The organism is Bacillus infantis (genome assembly GCF_020171945.1).
Lineage (GTDB): Bacteria > Bacillota > Bacilli > Bacillales > Cytobacillaceae > Bacillus_AB > Bacillus_AB infantis_A.
The window spans coordinates 24,556-44,218 of the sequence record NZ_JAIVAP010000001.1 but is presented as its reverse complement, the minus strand read 5'-3'; the positions used below and the strand labels follow the sequence as shown (position 1 = coordinate 44,218).

Below are 19,663 nucleotides of genomic sequence, written 5' to 3'. Positions count from 1 at the left end.
TATTGTGAGCGGTTGCAATCTACCCAATCCCCCATTTCCTAAAGTACATATACTGTCAAAAAAGGAGGTGTTTTTCATGCAGCAGCTTCCGCTTCTCTATCTTGCATGCATCCTGGCAGGGTACGCACTGGTGAAAACAGCCGGGCTGGCTTTCGTGACAGGAGGTTTTGCCGCTTTTATCACTGCAGTAGGTGTATCAGCAATGATACTATTTGCAGCAGCCCTGCTTTTCCTTGGCTTGAAGGCATTGTTTGGCAGAAAGCATTAGTTTCAATTCACCTGAAAAAAACAGAGGCCAATGTTCCGGCCTCCGTTTACATACCAGCCTCTCCCTTTACTGCAGGAAAGCTGGCAAGGCTGATATTATGTTCATAAAAAATCCCGGCTATCGCATGGCGCAGGCGGCTTTCATATTTTTGCTTTGTATCAAAATTCCTGACCGGGACCTCGATTAAAAACAGCATCGTATTATACTTGAAGTCAACAAGCCTTATTTCAGCAAGGTCGACTTTTAAATAAGCTGAAAAACGATCCGCCTCCTGAAGGACCGCCTCTTTCAGCAGCCTTTCAATCCTGCCTGTATCTTCGCCGAACTCAATACTGACCTCCACAGAAGCAAGCATTTCCGATCCGGTCCGGTTTTTGATGATCTGTTCAATAAAATGCTGGTTCGGAACGATCAATGTCCCCTCTTTGGCTGTTCTTACAATAGTGGAACGAAGCCGGATGCTTTCAATGGTTCCGATTTTATTATTGATCTCAATCAGTTCCCCCACTTCTACAGGCCGTTCAAACAGGATGATGATGCCTGAAATGAAGTTGCCGGCGATATTTCTCATACCAAAGCCAATCCCGATTCCGAGCACCCCGAGCGCCGCCCCTGCCGCAGTAAGGTCAAGGCCCACCGTTGTCAGGCTGACGGCAACTGCAGCAATCATGACCGCATAATAGATAAAGCGGTTAAATGTATACCTCAGCCCCCTGTCGACATGATAATGTTCGTAGACAGAAGACAGGATTTGGAGCGTAATAACTCTGACAAACTTATTCGCCAGGGAAACAATGAGGAAGGCAGTAAAAATCAGCCGCAGTGAAACCTTAACATCCCCTGCCTGATAAAGCGTATAATTCAGCCAATTCTGCGTTGAAAAAAAGTTCAAAAACAGTATCAGTGAAGCATAAAAGGCAGCCCAATTGAGGACCGAGAGTATGCCTTCCTTTGCTTCCGGCTGGGACCATTGCCTTCTTGCAGCAAAGAATTGCAGTATGTATTTAAGGATCCATATGGAAGCAAGCCAGGAGAAAAACAGGATATATTCTTGTCTTGATAGTTCTTTAAAAAAGTCCATCATCATTCACCTTTACAACCTTTATTTCTCTTTGTATTCCTTATGCAGCCGGTTTCTAAACTGGGATGTTTTTTTCAGCCGGCAAAAGAATGGGTTTGGAGCAAGGCGGCAAGGGAAAAAAGGAAGGGGAATATTAATTGTAATTATGGACTCCAGGGGGATAATATGTGGATTAGAAAACCGTTTTTTATGTATATAACAGGAGCCATCCTCGTACTGACTGTAATTTTTCTGCTCGGTAAGATCGATTGGTTCATTTGGCCTTTCAGGAAGCTTGTGGCCACCATTTTCTTTCCGATCCTGATATCGGGCCTCCTTTACTATATCCTCAGGCCAGTTATCCGCTGGCTGGGCGGCTATATACCGAAGACCGCTTCCATCCTTGTTGTATTTGCCACACTGATTGGAGTCGGAACCGGAATTTTTTATTACGGCGGAAGCCTGATAGCAGAACAGATCACCCAAATATCTGACTCTTTCCCGGATAAAATGGAGGACCTTAGTTCCGAGACCAAGGAGATGGTCGATAAGAACGACTTTGGCTTCCTTTCCTATGAGGAGATTGAACAGAAGGTCCTTTCCTATTCGCAATCTTTCTTTAATACAGTCGGCAGCAATCTGACCGGGATCATCTCAGCCATAACAAGCATCGCTACCGTACTGGTTGTTGTCCCCTTCATTCTGTTCTATTTTTCAAAAGATGACGAAAAGCTCCGGCCAAAACTGCTGAAGTGGATACCGGATGAGCACAAAATAGAAGGGAACCGGATATTGCTTGATATTGACAAGACACTATCAGCCTATATCATCGGGCAGTTCATCATCGCTTTGGCCGACGGGATCCTCATGTATATCGGCTATCTGATCATCGGCCTTGATTATGCCCTGGTTCTTGCATTGTTTGCCACGTTCCTGACAGTCGTCCCTTTTCTGGGACCGCTTCTCGGCATCATTCCTGCCATATTTGTCGGATTAATGCAGGACCCATTCATGGTAGTCAAAATCCTGATTGTCCTTGTTGCGGTCCAGCAGCTGGAAGGAAATCTCATAACACCGCAAGTAATGGGGAAAAGGCTGAACATCCATCCGCTGACAGTCATTCTCCTCCTGCTGGTTGCCGGTTCCCTCTACGGCTTCATCGGTATCCTGGTGGCCATCCCATTCTACTCTGTTGTCAAGGTGATTGTGAGGGATTTCTGGAAGTTTTACCGGCTCCGCCATTTAACAGCGTCAATAGGAAACAAAGAGTGAGGAAACAACGAAGAACCGCCTGGAGATTAAGCCAGGCGGTTTTTAGCATTCTTGATTTCTGCAGTTCATGAAAAAATTAATGGCCGCTGGCCGGAAAGTAGACTTTTACCGCAGTACCCTTACCCTCTTCACTTTCGACTTTTACCCTCCCATGATGGTCATCAGCAATTTTATAGCTTGTCATCAGGCCGAGGCCGGTCCCCTTCTCTTTTGTTGAATAAAAAGGCTCCCCCAGATTTGTAAGCCTTTCTTCCGGGATGCCGCATCCGTTGTCTTTGATGATGGCGCATATCTCTCCATCTGCCATTAACGTGCTGATGATACAGCGTCCTTTTTCTTCAATGGCATCAAGCGCATTTTGAATGATATTTATAAAAAGCTGCTTTAGTGAATTAGGATCTCCATGCAGCTTATAGCTTTCAGACCCCGGCTTGAATATAAGCTCTTTATTGTCCATCAACGCCTGAGGCATCATTAAATCAACAACATGCCTGATGAGATCATTCAGTTCAAGAACTTCAACTTTCGTGCTGTGGGGCTTTGCAAGTGCAAGAAATTCCGTAATGATGCTTTCTATTCGGTTAATTTCATTAATAATGATGGAAGAAAAAGCAGGATTGAAGCTTTGTCCGTCTGAAAACAGCTGCATAAATCCCTTTATAGGTGTCAGGGGATTCCTGATTTCATGAGCTACAGCTGCTGCCATCTGGCCTACAACTGCCAGCTTTTCCGACCTTCTCAGCAATTCACTCGTCTCTATTCTTTGCTCAATGTCCCGGGAGACCGATAGAAGCTGAGCACCTTCGTCATGGGAATACTCGCCAACACCTTTCACATGGGATTCCATCCAGATATAATTACCGTCCTTCTTTTTGACTCGGTGAGTGACCAGGACGGGCTCACCTGAATGCAGGATCTGCTGCTGTTTGCTTTTTACTTCCCCGATATCTTCAGGGTGTATAAGCTGTAAAGCGTCCAGCTCCAGCATTTCTTCCGGTTCATATCCCAGAATCCGCTTAACCGATGGTGAAGCATACAAATAAGAAATATCATGCTTGTGGAGAATGATTAAATCTGAGATATTATCTGCCAGCAGCCTGTATTTGCGCTCGCTTTCTTCCCTATTCTTCTCCAATTGCTTTTGTTCGGTGATATCAACAATCTGGCATAACAAGTATTTCTCGTCCGCCCCATCCCCCATAACAAGGGAAAGATTGAGCAGGCCCATTTTCAGTAAGCCATTTTTGCAGATGTATCTCTTTTCAAGCTTGCAACTCGTCTGTTTTCCAGCAAAGACTTCATTGAGAAGCTCTAAATCTTTTTTATAATCATCCGGATGGCTTACATCTTTAATAGTGACGGCCTGGCCACTCTTCCGTTGAATAACCGAGAAATCTGCAAAAGGCCTCATTGACTATCATTTGGTCTATATTGCCGATCATCACAGTCTGTGGGATCGTGGATTGATAAAACAGCTGCATAAACATGTTAGTATTCTTCATATTGCCTCCGATAAAGCTTAAAACGTTATTTCAATCTTACTAAAGTTTTCCTTTTTAGCGCAATAATAATTGATTAATTCAATCGTCGATGTGATTTAACAATCGATTTGTCTCTAGTATAATGAAAAGGAAGCCAAACAAACTTAGGAGTGATCTTTTGACTGATAGCAACGTAAAGCAGACGGCAGATTTGATAAAAAAGCTTGTATCCATTCCCAGTCCTTCCGGAAACACAAGTGAAGTAATTTCATTCGTGAAGGATTATCTCGAGCAGCTTGGCGTACATACATACCTGAACAGGAAAGGCGGGCTGATCGCCACCCTTCCAGGAAAAAATGAAAAGCAGCACCGGATGCTCACTGCTCATGTTGACACATTGGGAGCGATTGTAAAGGAAATTAAACCAAATGGCAGGCTCAAAATTGATTTGATCGGCGGATTTACATACAACTCGATTGAAGGCGAATATTGCGGGATTGAAACGGCAGAAGGGAAAAAATATACTGGCACGATCCTCATGAAGCAAACCTCTGTACATGTGTATAAGGATGCAGCAAAGGCCGAGAGAAACCAGCAGAACATGGAGGTGCGCATAGACGAAAAGGTCCACAGCAAAGAGGATGTGCTTGCCCTTGGCATTGAAGTCGGAGATTTTGTATCTTTTGATCCCCGTGTCCAGCAAACAGAATCCGGTTATATCAAATCGCGCCACCTTGATGATAAAGCCAGCGTAGCGATTCTGCTTCAGCTGATCAAAACATTAAAAGACGAGAATATCGAGCTGCCTTATACTACCCACTTCCTGATTTCGAACAACGAGGAAATCGGCTATGGCGGGAACTCTAATATCACGCCGGAAACTGTTGAATATCTGGCTGTCGACATGGGGGCGATGGGTGAAGGCCAGTCAACAGATGAGTATACAGTGTCCATCTGTGTGAAAGACGCAAGCGGTCCGTATCACTATGGATTGAGGAAGAATCTCGTAAAGATTGCAAAGGATCACAACATCGGCTACAAGCTTGATATCTATCCTTATTATGGATCTGATGCTTCTGCTGCCATCCGTTCCGGCCATGATATCGTCCATGGACTGATCGGGCCGGGGATCGACTCCTCACACGCCTATGAGAGGACTCACATGGAATCCCTGGACAACACGGCAAGACTGCTGTTCCATTATGTACAATCTGAGCTTGTCAATTAAGAACAAAAGCGCAAGCGCCTTGATCACCTTAAAGAACGCAGACTAAGAACGCCACGTCCTGTGGCAACGTCTGCATGACCAGCTTCCTGGGGGCCTCAAGACGAACCTCCCGGAAAGGCGTTCTTTGCCTTTTTGGGAGGTTTGGCTTGTGACCTCGGCGCAGCTGCTGGACGTTGATCAAGAATTGATAATAATCCACAGACTTACAATTTATAAATTCCTTTACAATGCAAAGGAGGATGCGTTTTGCCGCATCCTCCTTTTTATTCCTCCTCAGGAGGCCTCTTCCCTCTCTGAAGCTCCCATATACTCAGACCAAAATCATATTGCAGATGAGGATAATCCTTAAAGCTGCGCCAATCGCCGCCCCAATCAAATCCAAGCCCCTTTGCAATCTCGACGACCTCATCCCAGTCAGCACGGGAATTGCCGTTTCCATCATAATTCATATCCCATATAACAGCTCCGTTTATGGAAAGAAGGGCAAAATCAATAGCGAGGCCGAAATTATGGTATGACTCCCCGCCTTTGGCATTCGTTACAATATCTCCTCCAGCTGTCCGGCCTTTTGCATATAATTTATCCTGCTCTTCAATACTGCGGAAGTCCTGAGTTATGACAATATTAATCCCTTTATCCGCCGCCAGGCTGATCAGCTCATCCTTTTTGGCGCTAACAACCGGATGAAGCTGGACCGGAAGGGGTGCATTCTCGTCAAAGCCATTATCAATATGAAAATCGATTTCCGGAAGCTGTTCTGCCTTCATGAGAAAAAGCAGATAAATCATCCCGGCAATCAATATAAAAATCCAGAAGCCAGATCTTTTAATCGGCACTTTGTCAGTCCTTTCTATATAAAAAGCTGTGTTGTTGAATAAAGCCGTATACAAATAGATATAAAAAAAGATGCGGGGCATCATCTAAAAATCCGCCTTACATCTTGTATCTTATTATACTAGGAAATTGTTTATTCAGTCTAGGATGAAGCTGCTTTGCGTGCTGGCTGTAAAATTTCAGGAAAACAAAACGGAGCATCTGATAAAAAATGGAGATGAAGGATCTTTTACAGCTGGAATATTATAAAAAAAAGACAGCTCTTTTGAAAAGAGTCTGTCCAATGTAATTCTCATAGATTTAATTGCTGCCAAGTGCATCTTTTTGAAGATATTTATCTCTATTTATACGGAACAGCTTCAATATTAGAAGCCTTGCAGCCCATTATAGCAAAGACTTTGCCCCAAGATACCTAGTCTTCCAATAAGATAAATTCATATCGCTGATTGTTACACCTGTGGAAGAGCCTGAATGGATGAATTTGTTTCCGCCAAGATAGATGCCTGCATGGGAAGGGCCTGTCCCGGTCTCAAAGAAGACGATATCTCCCGGTGATGGTGAAGATACCGCTTTTCCGGCGCCCCAGATCGTTGCAACTGTCCTTGGGATCGAAACTCCCGACTGCTTGAAGACATAGTTGATATAGCCGCTGCAGTCAAAACCTGCCGGTGTGCTTCCTGCCCACTTGTACGGGACGCCGATATACTTCTTCGCTTCGCTGATGACCGCATTGGCTTTCGAGGAAACAGATACTGGCGCTGGAGGCTTTGCAGCTGCTGCTGTTCCATTCAATTGAAGCTTCTGCCCTGCATAGATCGTATCGCTGGAAAGATTATTCACTGCTTTCAATTGAAGTACAGAGGTATTGTTCCTGCTGCTAATGCTCCAAAGCGAATCTCCTTTTTGCACAGTATAACTTGACACTGTTTGGGCGGGTGCCGGATTCAGCACTGGAGCATTGGCAGAGCTGCTTGCAGCAGCTCTGATTGAAAGCTTCTGGCCTTTATAAATTGTATCAGTTGACAAACCATTCCATTGCTTGAGAGATGCTACACTGACCTTGTATTTCAAGCTGATTCCCCATAGGGTGTCTCCTGCTTGCACAGTATGTACTGTGGTGCCTGCTGCTGCAGGCTGTGATGCGTGGCTGTGCGGAGCGATGACGGAAAGCTCCTGCCCCGGATAGATGACTGCACCGCTTAGCCCATTCCAGCTTTGAAGCTCGCCTGTATTTATATTGTATTGCCTCGAGATCTTCCAAAGCGTGTCTCCGGAGGCTACTTTATGAGTCTGTTCATGTGCGCTTGCTGAACCTTGAAAAGGAGTCAGCATCAAGCCTGCTGCGGCTGCCATTGTAATAAGTTGTTTTTTCATGGTGTACACTCCTTTAATTTCTTTCACATCCTAATTTTAGTAATCATTACACTAGAATAGTATGTGTAAAAAATGGAGTGACTGGAATTTACTATTTTTATAGGGTAATTAAGGAATATCATCTTCTATTTCCCACAAATAAATAGGTTATATACCCCATGTTAAAATCTTTTAAACTTATTCAAAAATAATTTCTACCGTCTTAAGACTCAAATTTTACGACAATATCCGGAAGGTAATTTATTCCTCCGCATTTTTTCTAGTTAGCACCTCCTGATTAAAAAGTCGCTCCAGCAGGATGCCGTCCGAAAAATGAATGCAAAGGACTAAAAAATGCAGGAGTTTTTTACCTTATACAAATATTAGGAATATTCTAGACTATACTTGCCTATTAAATTTATCAAGGGAGGAATAGTATGAAAAAAACTTTTATTTCTATGTCACTAGCAGGCTTTTTGGCTTTTGGGGCTGTAAATGCTCCTGTGCTGGCACAGCCAAAGGAAGCTCCGACACTGGAAGCTCTCCATGGCCTTGAGAATAGTCTCATCAAAAGGATTTCAGCGGAAAAAATCTATCAATCCATTATGGATCTCTCACAGACCCCGCGCGTGGCAGGAACAGCTTCTGAAGATCAGGCAGTAGAGTATATAAAGCGGAAATTTGAAAGTTATGGCTATAAGACAGAAATCCAGCCTTTCACATTTTATGGCTATACCCCGCCTGAAAAGATAGAGTTAACCGTCCAGGGAACGGAGGAGCCTTTATCCCCTGCGCCTTTCACTTATACAGTTAACGGGAATGTCACTGCAGAACTGGCAGAAGCAGGACTGGGAACAAAGGAAGACGCTGCAGCAGCTGATCTGGACGGTAAGATTGCACTTGTTCAAAGAGGGGAGATCAGCTTTGCCGAAAAGGTATTGAATGCAGCTGAACAAGGTGCTGCAGGCATACTGATCTATAATAACGCGGATGGTCCGCTCAGCGGAACACTTGGAGAGGCCAATGAGCAGTACATACCTGCTGCAGCTTTATCAAAATCTGAAGGAGAAAGCCTGGCAGCAAGACTCGCAGCCGGCGAAACCCTTACCGCAAACCTTGTCATTGAGGGCGCTGACGCCGGTGAAAAAACATCTCATAATGTAATTGCCGTTAAAAAGCCGACTAATAAAAAGAAAGATACAGGAGAAGTCATTGTGCTTGGCGCACACCATGACTCTGTCGCAGGTGCACCGGGAGCGAATGATGATGCTTCAGGCACAGCGATGACACTGGAATTGGCAAGAGTGTTCAAAAACATTCCCACCGATTCAGAAATCCGATTTGTCACATTTGGTGCTGAAGAGCTCGGCTTGCTTGGATCAAGGCATTATGTAGAGAACCTGTCAGACAAAGAGCAGGATAGCATCATTGCCAACTTTAACCTGGATATGGTCGGAAGCAGGGATGCAGGCGACCTGGTGATGCTGACGGCTGATGGCGAACCGAACCTGGTAACAGAACTGGCCCAGAAATCCAGCTTGAAGCTGAATGGTGCAGCAACTCCATATGGGCAGGGAGGCCGGAGCGACCATGTGCCATTTGCGGAAGCAGGGATCCCGGCAGCACTGTTCATCCACAGTCCCAGTGAGCCATGGTACCACACCCCAGAGGATACAATTGATAAAATCAGCAAGGACAAGCTTCAGGATGTAGCAGAAATCGTGGGATCAGCGATTTATGACCAGGCGAAATTCGACCGGAAGCTGCCTAAGCCGAAAAAAGGGAAAAAGCACAAAACGCCTCATTTATATCAAGAACAGGAAGTAAAATAACGAAGAAAAGCACCCCGCCGGGTGCTTTTTCTATTTTTTCCAGATCCTTTTATTGCCTTCCCTTTCGGTCAGCTGCAGATCGTCAAGCCTTTCGAGAAGAGGGATGATATATTTCCTCGATAATCCCAGCAGATCTTTAGCCTCACCTACTTCAAAACTGATTCCGGTTCCAGACTTCAGTTTTTCAATCGCATCCGTGAAAATGTCCTCATGATAGTAATACTGGCCATCAATCGGTTCGATTCTTCCTGTATCTGTCAGAAAGCGGATCATGTCAGCCTTCAAATCTCCCGGAATACCCGATTTGGAGAAATAGTCATCAAGGTATTGAACCTGCATTCCATCTTTCTTTAGCTGCTCCAGCATATTTTCAGCCCGCTTTTGCCAGCTCTTCGGAATATCCCTTTCAAAGCTAGAAGAAAACAGCCACTGCTCTTCTTTTACCCATTTTCCATCGATGATTCCTTTTTCAACCGTAAAGTCCACCAGGCTTTTGCCGTAGATGCCTGCCAGCGATTGGACCAGCTCTGCTTTGGGGATTCCTTTCCTCATAGGATAAGCAGAATGGAATTCGCCGAGCTTCTTTTCTGCATCCATGGAGGCAGCCTGTACCATTTCACTGTGGGCAAAGTCATTCTGCCCGATTTTTACAAAATCGTCTTCTTGAAGCACCAGAAGAACGGTTTCTTCGTCCACACCGGCTAAATGGGCAAGCTCCGAAGGCTTCAGGCTGCTGTTCATTCTCAGGGCTCCGCTGATCCTTTCATGGGGAGAACCTTGTTTCTTCCTATCAAGGAGCTCAACGGTATGCTTGCCAAATTTATATTTCTGGCCATGAGGATCAATGACCCATCCTCCCCCAATGGTTTCAGCAGGGCTCGGCCTCCTGAGGATGAACCGGTCTCCCCGCTTTGTGACCACCTCTTCATCCAGCCTGATCTGACATAAGATTTCTTCTTTATCTTCCTTCAGCTCATTGCGGTCAAAAAATACAATCCGGCCCATCACTTCAGCTGTTCCTATATGGCATTTGACAGGCATCCGCTGCTTGATGATAGATTCGAGCCCTTCTGCAGTCCTGATGCTTGCATCAAATACGTTTGTCACAGTAAAACTGTCAGCTGAAACAAGGACCTGCCCCCTGGCGGCATCTTCTTTAGCTACACCGGACAAGTTGATGGCTGCCCTCTGCCCTGCAAACGCCTTTTCAGCCTGCTTCCGGTGCACCTGGATCTGCCTCGCCCTCGTTTCAATGCCTGAGGGCATGATCTTGAGCTGCTGGCCTTCTTCAACAGATCCTTCATAAACGGTTCCGCGGACCACAGTCCCCTGCCCCTTCACCGTAAAGGCCTGGTCTATCGGCAGCCTGAAGGCGCCTGCTGCGCTGCGGGGCTTTATCTCCTTTAGTTCACCCTCAATCAGCATTTTCAGTTCTTCCATCCCTTTTAGTGAAAGGCTGTCCACGAGGACAGAAGGCGAGCCTTCAAAAACCGTTCCTTCAAGTTCTGCCAGAATGTCCTCCTCGACAAGGCCGATGAATTCTTCATCAACCCGGTCAGCTTTAGAAATAGCGACGATCCCTTTCTCAATGCCAAGGAATCCAAGAATCTGGAGATGCTCTTTTGTCTGCGGCATTACACCCTCATCGGCTGCAACGACCAGGATAACAAGATCGATGCCGGCAACACCGGCGATCATCTGCCTGATAAACCGTTCATGCCCGGGAACATCGATAACAGATACTTCCATATCCTCATCTTCATACAAAGGAGCAAATCCCGGCTCGATCGATATCTGCCTTTCTTTTTCTTCCTTCAGCCTGTCTGTATCTATATTTGTCAACGCTTTGGTGAGCGATGTTTTGCCATGATCTATATGTCCAGCCATGCCGATCGTAAAATATTTCTTTCCCACAAATGCACCTACTTTAATATCTTATTGTTATCAATGCCAGCTGGACAAGTATGCACCAATTGCGCCCCCGTACTCGCCATTTGGGATGAAATCGGCATCCAGCCCTGTCATCCTGCTGTATGTAAGGAGTCCCTTTTTCAGTGCATCATTACCCAGCAGGGAGCTTCCGATATAATAAATTCTTTCAGAATGGTGGATGTCAGCAGCCCCTTTGGTCAAAAGGACCGTTGTTTCGGCAATCATGTTTGCCGCCGCTGCCATAAGATCCTCTTCAGAAGGCTTACCCGCGATATTGGCAAAATTGCCTGCGGTAAGCTTGCCGTCAATTGGCGCTTCAACATCCTTTTGCCTTCCATTCTGGCCGGCTATGGAAGGGAGCCAGCTTCTGTCTCCATAAATATCGCTTACCAGCAGGTCGGTATTTCCCCTGTTTCCTTGAGCTGCCAGACCCGCCAGCCTCTGGTGGTCCGCTTTTCCCGAAAAAATCCTGCCAAGCCCCATAAAAGTGCCCCCGCCTATTCCGCTGCCCAGGATTCTTTCATGCCTTCCATCCTCTATTTTATACCAGGATGTCCCTGTCCCGATGTTAACGAGCAGCAGACTTTTGTGGGGGAGGCCCGCTTTCTTGAGCAAATGGAGAGCCCCTTCACAGGTGGCGGTAAACTCAGGTATGACTGCCGCTTCTGGAAAAAAGGCTTCCTTGAGAATGGCGGCTTTACCGCCAGTTAGGACATAATCCGCAGAAGGAGCCGTCGTCTTAAGCCAGTTCAGCGCCTGCTCAGCCTCATTATATTCAATTTTTTTAAAATGAAGGCCATGTTCTTCGTAAACGATTTTAATCAGAGTCCCGCCAGCATCAATCCCTATTCTCACCCGAATGCCCTCCCCTGAATATAGTAATCTCATTATAAGCAATCTTGGGAGAGGGCTGCCAGCATTAAGGCCCGTTAACTGAGAAGAGTAGTTTCACTAAAAATAAGGCCCCCTTGCTGAAAGGGGGCCAAGTTCTATTCCAGCATCTCGCCGGTCTGATAATCCTTCATAAAACTCTCTATTGTTTCCTCAATCATGCCGCTTTCATCAGGAACCTGGACAATCACTTCATTTCTCCCCGTAACAGGAGTTACACTCACATGCTGATAGCGGTTAACATCCAGCTGGACGCGAAGGTCTTTTGCAATCTGTGCACTATCTGTTCCATCTTTCAATAAAAAACGAAGGTTTTTCATTTAGGCAAAGCTCCTTCCAACTCAGTATCTTAAGCTTATTATTGGGCCGGAAGAATCAAAGTATACTTTCGGCTTGGCCTGATGTCCTGCTTTATTGTTTCTTTTTAAAAATGTAAATCAACACAGCAGCAGCAATCAAAATGCAGGCTGCTGCAGCAGTCCAGACCACTGAAGCTTCCCCGCTCTGCTCAACCGCAATCCCAATATAACCCCATATGAATACGAGCGGGTAGATGATATCCTTTTGCAGCAGCATAAAGCCAATAGCAAGCAAAGCTCCCGTAATAAGCATGATGTTTGTCCACCCAAGTTCACCTATAGCAAGGAACTCCCCGACTCCAAAGTCCGTAAACTGCTGAAAAATAATAACAATAACAGCAATGGAGGTCCATCCAAGATAGAATGAGAACGGAACTCTGAAAAAAGTCCGATGGTACTGGCTTTGCCTGATTTTTGCATAAACCATACAAAGTGCTGCCAGTGAAGCAATGAGCAGAATGGCACCTAGACCTTTTACAGCCAATCCAGCTGTAATCGACAGCCCGCTTAAGACAGAGCTGATTGAAAACCAGATGGCTGTGTCACTGTAAAGCTTCCTTTCATCTCCTGACGAGAAAAATCCCCTGACAAGCCAGATGGCGATCAGCACATAAATCAGACCCCAGATGGAAAAAGCATATGGCGCCGGCTGGAATAGCGTTTCATTCATCTCTCTATTCTCCCCGCTCTCTGACACGGGAGATAAAAAAGAAGCCCATAAAATAAAAAGGAAAGCCAGGCAGCTGATGCTGTGCAGGATGTAAAATTTCTTCATAAGCACACTTCTTTCTAATGTAATTTGCATGTTCCGCTGTCTCTCCTGCTCTACCCCAGCATGATGCCTTCTAATCCCAGGCCGTGCAGTCAGCCGTCCTGAAATTGATAAAGCCCCGCCAAAGGCAGGGCTTGTTTATTCTCTTTTCCCTAAACGAAACGGAGCAAGCAGCACATAAAATAAAATAAGTGCAATCCCTTCAAGGGACAGGATATAAAATGGATAAGGCCCCAAAAAATCAATCAGCGAGCCGTTGGAAGGCTTATAGGCGAGAAACATATAATTTCCCCCGGTCCATTTGTTGGCCAGGTATGCAATGCCTGCTGATAAATTAAGAAACAGAAAGCTCAGCCACATCCCTTTATGGTCTGGTGCAAAGCCTTTTGCAAAAACATAGAAAAGACAGGTCCAGATGATCAGAATATGGGTGATGAAAAACTGGAAATAGCGGAAGTGAGGATAGCCAAAAAATAATTCAGGCGTCAGCACCGCCATTAAGGCACCGGCAATCCCGATAAAATAAACAATTTGAAAAACGGGTCTTGATCCTGTTGCGAGAAGGATCAGGCAAAGAACCAGGCTGATCGAGCACAGCTGCAGCGGCAGCGTGAAGGAAACATCCCATATTCCTGCACGGTACAGCCAATAGTGATACAGCGACTCCAGGAAGAATAAACCTGAGAAGAACGTCCATCTGACCGCTTTATCATTTGCTGCGAAAAACGCCCGGAAAAAGTATAAAGCAAGAGAGCCTGCCGCAAAAACAGCCAGCATGACCCAATGGCCTGCCGAAAAAGCCGCAAAAGGATAAAGATCCGAATTTTGCCCGAATAGCTCTGCCACTGGAGTTTCCTCCTTACTTATGTATTAGGCTTTTCCATTAAAGCGAAGTTCTCAAGCTCAAGCCGCTTAGTTGTCTCGAGCTGAATGATTTCTCCTGTGTCAAAGCTGACTTTTTTGCGGAATAGAGGGCCGTCGCAGACAAAAGTATGATACTCCCCTGCCTCACCCATCGGGCAGCTGTCCGTATTCCTGATATCCCTTGCAAAAGAATCATCCACTTCACGGCCAAGCCATTCAGTGCCAAGGATCTCATCTCTTACCCTGATCACTCTTGCCTTATAACCTGAAGCCGCGAATGCTTCAAGGGCTGAATGTGCTTCCTCTTCCTTCATCCATAAAGGGTAGGACGCTTCCAGACCTGCGGCGTCAGCTGTCTTTTCGCCCCATTCTCTATGCCCATTTAAATAAAGATCCCCAAACGCGATCATATCGAGCCCGTATTCCTTTTTTACATCTTTTAAAGCTGCGATAAAGGAATCTGTATATCCTTCAAATGTGCATTCAATAAAGCGGACAGGTATCCCTAGAGCTTCTCCCTGAAGGGCAATCAGCTCCTGCTTTTCCCCATGGCCGAAAGTCCTTCCCAGCTCTTTTGGCACTGTTGTCAGGAGACACTCAACTTTTACCCCTTTCTTGACCATTAGATCAAGAGCCATGCAGCCGTCTTTGCCTCCGCTCCATGAAAGTGCTGCTTTCTTCATCTTTCCAACTCCCTGTTATTTGAATCTTCTGCCGCTATTTTACCATGAAAAGCATAAGCACTGCATGACAGAACAGTGTTGAATGCCAGGGTTCCAGCAGTCAGTCATTCAAGATTTCCTCCTCAAGCTCCCTGGCCTCCTTCTGGATATCTCCCTCACCCTTCAGCAAAGCAAACAGCCCTTCCAGGATGATTTTTTCAGGATTGGACTTTTTGGTTTCCTCAGAAATCCTGTTTGCAATCTCTTTTAACCATGAAGATTTCTGAGGCTCCAGATTGTTCAGCTTTTGATAAAGATCCTTCCATGCCTGTTCCCTTTTTTCAAAAGAAACAAAAGCCCCTTCCTTATCCATATGGACGACAAAATGCTGCATCATTTCATCATTAAGAATTGGATTTCCGCCCTCTTCAAGAAAACCATTTGCCATTGCATCAAGCTGCCGTACTAGATGGACGCCGATATCATCCGGCAGGATCTTTGCCTGGTCAGATACCATCAGCATCATATATGTCCGATAGATCGATTGAATCATGAACAGCAGATCCCATTGATATGTCCTGATTCTTTCCCCATACAGCTCAATCAGGCTTTTCTGGAGCCAGGAAAACAGCCGTCCCCTCATCCTGTGCTCCATCCCTGCAATCTTTTCGCTGTTAACAGCCGTCTCTCCCCGCATCTGCATCTTCATATACGCTTTATATTCGAGTATCCCTTCAAACTGGGCACTGAACTGCTTTTCCAGCTTCAGCTTAGGATCCAGATCCGCATCCAGTCCGATGACAAGGACCCTTTCAAAGACGAGCTGCTGGTAATGCTCATAAATGGAAATGATCAGATCTTCCTTTGATGAAAAAAAAGAATACAGTGATCCTTTTGCTATCCCTACACCGTCCGCAATTTCCTGCATGGAAGTCTGGCTGTATCCTTTTTCAGCGAAAAGCTCAACAGCTGTTTCTAAAATCGCTTCACGTTTGTTCATCATCACACCTCATATCTTAATGCCTGCACATTCACTAAACACATTCATTCTTGACTAGTTTAACTAAGTCATGCAAAAATGACCATGTAGTCAAGAGTTTATCCCTTGATAATATTATAATTTATTTTACATCCAACAAAATTTGACCGACCAGTCAAACCTCAGGAGGAATGCAATATGCTTGAATGGATACTAAAGAGATCCAAAATCTTTATCATTTTGTTCTTATTATTTATTATCGTTGGCGTCTTCACTTTCCTTCAGCTTCCGCAAAGGGAAATACCCGAGACTTCCATCAATATCGGAACGGTCAGCACCGTCTATCCTGGAGCAACGGTCGACAGTGTTGAAAGAAATATTACCAATCCGATAGAAACGAAGCTGCAGTCCATTGAGGGAATCGAGGAAACAAGCTCATCCTCAAGCGCTGGATTCTCTTCTATTATCGTAACGGTTGCTGACGGAGAAGACAAAAAAGAAGTGTTCAGCAATGTGCGCCAGGCTATCTCTGACCTTACAGCTTCTTTCCCGGAAGAGGCCTTTGAACCAGAAGTCAGTGAAGCAAATGTCAAAATGCCGATTGTTTCTTACCACATAACGGGAAATGATACGGAAAGCCTTTTTGCTCTTCAGGACGAACTTTCGCGCTGGAAAGAAGAAGTAGAATCTGTACCTGGCATTTCAGGCACCAGCATCAAAGGACTGCCAGAAGAGAAAATTTCTATTGAGCTGGACCCGGAGCTGCTCAAGGAAAAAGGCATCCTACTGCCGGACGTCATCAGCAGCATTAATGAAGAATTCTATCCTGCTCCATTAGGAAAGCAGGAAATGGATCAGGAAATTGTGCAGCTTACATTAGAGCATTACGGCTCTGTTGAGGATATGGAAAAATTATTCGTCGGCAAATCACCGCAGGGTGAATCCGTCTTGCTTGGCGACATCGGAAAAGCTGAAGTCGTGCAGAAAGAAACGGAGGATATTGTCACCATCGACGGAAAGCCTTCTATTTCATTTACTGCCTTTGTCGAAACAGGACAGGATATCCCTTCAGTCGATGAAGCAGTCAGCAGCCTCATCGAAGATCTGGGAAAAGAGCTGCCGGACGATATTGACCTTCAGCCATATTATTCACAGGCCAATCAGGTATCCGATATTTTTGACGGCCTCTATCTGTCTCTTGCGATCTCGGTAGCTGCAGTCATCCTGACCACAGCTCTCGGACTGACCGCCTCAGGGGCATTCGTCGTTGCACTAGCTGTCCCGATTTCCGTATTGATGGGGCTGATACCCCTTCCATTCGCAGATGTGGACTTGAACCAGATTTCTGTCATCGGGGCGATCATCGCGCTCGGTATCCTTGTTGATGACAGCATTGTCGTCAACGATAATATCCAAAGGCGCTATAAAATGGGTGAAGGCGCGATGCTAGGAGCTATCAATGGAACGAAGGAAATTTGGGTTTCCATCGTCACATCATCACTCGCCATTGTTTTCACCTTCCTTCCGCTCGTCTTTCTTTCCGGGGGGAACGGAGCTTTCATACGGGCCTTGCCGACCGTGTTGATCACGACCATTTTGGCGTCAACACTCGTCGCATTAATATTTGTGCCGATGATGCGCTTTATGCTTTACCGGAAAACGAGCAAAAAAGTTTCTGACGCTCCCGGGCTGCTCGGAAGGCCGCTCAATCTAATGGCAGATATTTATGCAGACAAAATCCTTAAGCCATTTTCCAAAAGGCCGAAGCTTGTCGGTTTTCTTGGCTTAATTTTTACAACGGCGATCTTCGGGCTCGCTGTACTGACTCCATTTGAATTCTTCCCAGCCGCCGACCGTGAAGAGGTGACGATTGATGTCACACTGCCAATTGGTGTGACGCTCGAGGACACAGCCGGCCAGCTTAGGAATATCGAAGAAATGCTGCTGACTGACCCTGGCGTCAAGGAAACAAGCGTTTTCGCCGGAACCGGCCTGCCTAATCTTTTCAACAGCTCCCTGCAGGCATCCGGGGAGAATACGGGGCAGATTGTCGCAAGGGTCGACCGGAAGAACCAGACTGCCCAGGGGCTTATCGACGACTGGTCTTCTGTTCTGAGGGAAGAATATCCTGATGCTGAAATATTTATGGAAACCATCCAGCAGGGACCTCCTGCAGGCGCCCCTGTGACAGTGACTGTAAAAGGGCCGGAGATAGAAAAGCTCCTTGACCTCAGGGATACACTGTCCAGGAATATAGAAGACGCTGGGGCAGACTTTGTAGTCGACAATATCGGAACTCCAGAGCCGGCTGTAAAATATGTCCCTGACCGTGCCAAATTAGAAGAATACGGCATCACCATCAACCAGATCAGTGAGCAGATCGGCCTGGCAACAGAAGGCATTCCGCTGCAGGCATTTGATAATGGCGTATCTAAGCGCGATATGAGCATTATCCTGGGCAACCCGGAAGAACCGCTGAACCTTGAAGAGCTTGAGATTCCGGCTGCCGGCAGCACACAGGCCGGACCGCCTGAACTTATTCCCGTCTCAGAGCTTGTGGATGAGGAAAGAACCGAAGAAATTCAGCGCATCCCCCACCAGGATGGAGACCGGGCGATCACCATAAGAGCCTTCCCTAAGGAGGAGGAAAACTTCAAGGAGAATGTCCAAAAAATCGTTGAGGATGAGCGGGAAGCACTCGACAGCAATGATTACAGCATCCTGTTAGGCGGAGAGAATCAGGCGCAAAATGACTTCTTTGCCGAAATTACCGTACTGTTCATCATTGTCATTTTCCTGGTGTATCTGCTGATCGCCTTCCAATTCAATTCACTGGGCCTTCCTTTCCTGGTACTGACAGCCGTTTACCTGGCACTAGCCGGCAGCATCCTCGGCCTGTTCGTAACACAGACGCCGATCTCTTTCCTTGCTGTCATGGGAATGGTTTCACTGACAGGAATCGTAGTCCGTAACTCTGTCGTCCTGATAGAATTCATGGAACAGGGGCTGCGTGACGGAATGGCCATCAAAGATGCCGTAGTGGAAGCCGGCCGTGTGAGACTGAGGCCGATCCTCCTGACTGCATTGACATCCATCGTAGCACTGATACCAGTCGCAGTCAGCGGAGATGCCCTCTTTACACCGCTGGCCATCACCATCATTTCCGGGATACTGTTCTCAGTCATCCTTACCGTAATCATCGTGCCGATGCTTTATCTTGGATTTAAGAAAGTGCCGGCTGAAAGCAAGTAGAATGGGAAAAACATCCTGCGGCGTGTGCTGCAGGATGTTTTTTTATAGGGGAAAGGCTGTATGTGGTTGGTTGAATTTAAAGGAATTGGGATTTTTCCTTTCATATGGCCCTTTTTAAGTGGGTCTTGCGGTGCTTAGGATTCTTTCTGTGCATGATTTGGATTTTCTTATGGTACTCTTGCATTGATTTTGTTCTATTCTATGCGTGGCTTGGCTCTTTGCTTGGGGTTCATGCATTGATTGTGCTCTATTCTATGCATGACTTGGCTTTTTTCAGGGGGCTCATGCATTGATTGTGCTCTATTCTATGCATGACTTGGCCCTTTTCAGGGGGCTCATGCATTGATTGTGCTCTATTCTATGCATGACTTGGCTCACTTTACGGCACTCATGCATTGATTGTGCTCTATTCTATGCATGACTTGGCTTTTTTCAGGGGGCTCATGCATTGATTGTGCTCCATTCTATGCATGACTTGGCTCTTTTCAGGGCTTTTATGCATCGATTACACTCTATTCTATACATGACTCTGCTCTCTCAATTGTACTCATGCATAGATTACTCTCTTTTTTAAGCGCGACTCTGCTCTTTCCACGGCACTCATGCATTGATTACTACATGACT

The 19,663-nt window shown here is 46.0% G+C and carries 16 protein-coding genes; 5 read left to right on the top strand and 11 right to left on the bottom strand.

The genetic code is table 11. The features are described 5' to 3' along the window. Window positions 1-76: 76 nt before the first annotated feature. Window positions 77-268 (top strand): hypothetical protein, encoded by a 192-nt coding sequence (locus LCM00_RS00205; protein WP_224896732.1) that lies wholly within the window; start codon window positions 77-79, stop codon window positions 266-268. A gap of 46 nt (window positions 269-314) precedes the next feature. Here the strand turns inward: LCM00_RS00205 and LCM00_RS00200 are convergent, their stop codons facing one another. Beyond that, window positions 315-1,349, bottom strand: coding sequence for a mechanosensitive ion channel family protein (locus LCM00_RS00200; protein WP_224896729.1), 1,035 nt, complete (start codon window positions 1,347-1,349; stop codon window positions 315-317). Window positions 1,350-1,514: 165 nt separating this feature from the next. On the opposite strand from LCM00_RS00200, the gene LCM00_RS00195 reads away from it, so the two are divergent. Beyond that, window positions 1,515-2,600 (top strand): AI-2E family transporter, encoded by a 1,086-nt coding sequence (locus LCM00_RS00195; protein ID WP_224896727.1) that lies wholly within the window; start codon window positions 1,515-1,517, stop codon window positions 2,598-2,600. Between the two features lie 76 nt (window positions 2,601-2,676). On the opposite strand, the gene LCM00_RS00190 is transcribed toward LCM00_RS00195, so the two are convergent. After that, window positions 2,677-4,011, bottom strand: a complete 1,335-nt coding sequence (locus LCM00_RS00190) for a PAS domain-containing sensor histidine kinase (RefSeq protein ID WP_224896725.1) — start codon at window positions 4,009-4,011, stop codon at window positions 2,677-2,679. A gap of 248 nt (window positions 4,012-4,259) precedes the next feature. Between LCM00_RS00190 and LCM00_RS00185 the strand changes: the two genes are divergently transcribed. Then, complete coding sequence (locus tag LCM00_RS00185; protein ID WP_404802129.1) at window positions 4,260-5,309, top strand: M42 family metallopeptidase; 1,050 nt, start codon at window positions 4,260-4,262, stop codon at window positions 5,307-5,309. 263 nt (window positions 5,310-5,572) lie between these two features. Here LCM00_RS00185 and LCM00_RS00180 read toward each other — a convergent pair whose 3' ends face one another. Continuing rightward, complete coding sequence (locus LCM00_RS00180) at window positions 5,573-6,229, bottom strand: M15 family metallopeptidase (RefSeq protein WP_404802128.1); 657 nt, start codon at window positions 6,227-6,229, stop codon at window positions 5,573-5,575. A 298-nt stretch (window positions 6,230-6,527) separates the two neighbouring features. Further along, window positions 6,528-7,517: a C40 family peptidase gene (locus LCM00_RS00175; RefSeq protein WP_224896721.1), complete on the bottom strand. Its 990-nt coding sequence runs from the start codon at window positions 7,515-7,517 to the stop codon at window positions 6,528-6,530. A gap of 416 nt (window positions 7,518-7,933) precedes the next feature. On the opposite strand from LCM00_RS00175, the gene LCM00_RS00170 reads away from it, so the two are divergent. Next, a complete protein-coding gene (locus tag LCM00_RS00170; RefSeq protein ID WP_224896719.1) occupies window positions 7,934-9,328 on the top strand; it encodes a M28 family peptidase in 1,395 nt (464 codons plus the stop codon). A 30-nt stretch (window positions 9,329-9,358) separates the two neighbouring features. Here the strand turns inward: LCM00_RS00170 and selB are convergent, their stop codons facing one another. The 7 genes from selB to LCM00_RS00135 form a co-directional block, all read right to left on the bottom strand. Continuing rightward, complete coding sequence (gene selB / locus LCM00_RS00165) at window positions 9,359-11,242, bottom strand: selenocysteine-specific translation elongation factor (RefSeq protein WP_224896717.1); 1,884 nt, start codon at window positions 11,240-11,242, stop codon at window positions 9,359-9,361. A 30-nt stretch (window positions 11,243-11,272) separates the two neighbouring features. Beyond that, window positions 11,273-12,115 carry a type II pantothenate kinase gene (locus LCM00_RS00160; RefSeq protein ID WP_224896715.1) on the bottom strand — a complete coding sequence of 281 codons (843 nt, stop codon included), beginning with the start codon at window positions 12,113-12,115 and terminating at the stop codon, window positions 11,273-11,275. A 134-nt stretch (window positions 12,116-12,249) separates the two neighbouring features. Continuing rightward, complete coding sequence (locus tag LCM00_RS00155) at window positions 12,250-12,471, bottom strand: hypothetical protein (protein WP_224896713.1); 222 nt, start codon at window positions 12,469-12,471, stop codon at window positions 12,250-12,252. Window positions 12,472-12,562: 91 nt separating this feature from the next. Then, entirely contained in the window at window positions 12,563-13,285 is a 723-nt protein-coding gene (locus LCM00_RS00150) for a hypothetical protein (protein ID WP_224896711.1), read from the bottom strand. 135 nt (window positions 13,286-13,420) lie between these two features. Next, entirely contained in the window at window positions 13,421-14,128 is a 708-nt protein-coding gene (locus tag LCM00_RS00145) for a YwaF family protein (RefSeq protein ID WP_224896709.1), read from the bottom strand. A 17-nt stretch (window positions 14,129-14,145) separates the two neighbouring features. Next, entirely contained in the window at window positions 14,146-14,829 is a 684-nt protein-coding gene (locus LCM00_RS00140) for a Dph6-related ATP pyrophosphatase (RefSeq protein WP_224896706.1), read from the bottom strand. A 100-nt stretch (window positions 14,830-14,929) separates the two neighbouring features. Further along, a complete protein-coding gene (locus tag LCM00_RS00135) occupies window positions 14,930-15,808 on the bottom strand; it encodes a TetR/AcrR family transcriptional regulator (RefSeq protein ID WP_224896704.1) in 879 nt (292 codons plus the stop codon). A 177-nt stretch (window positions 15,809-15,985) separates the two neighbouring features. On the opposite strand from LCM00_RS00135, the gene LCM00_RS00130 reads away from it, so the two are divergent. After that, the gene (locus tag LCM00_RS00130) at window positions 15,986-19,039 is read left to right on the top strand and encodes an efflux RND transporter permease subunit (protein ID WP_224896702.1); all 3,054 of its coding nucleotides are present in this window, start codon (window positions 15,986-15,988) and stop codon (window positions 19,037-19,039) included. The last annotated feature ends 624 nt before the right edge of the window (window positions 19,040-19,663 follow it).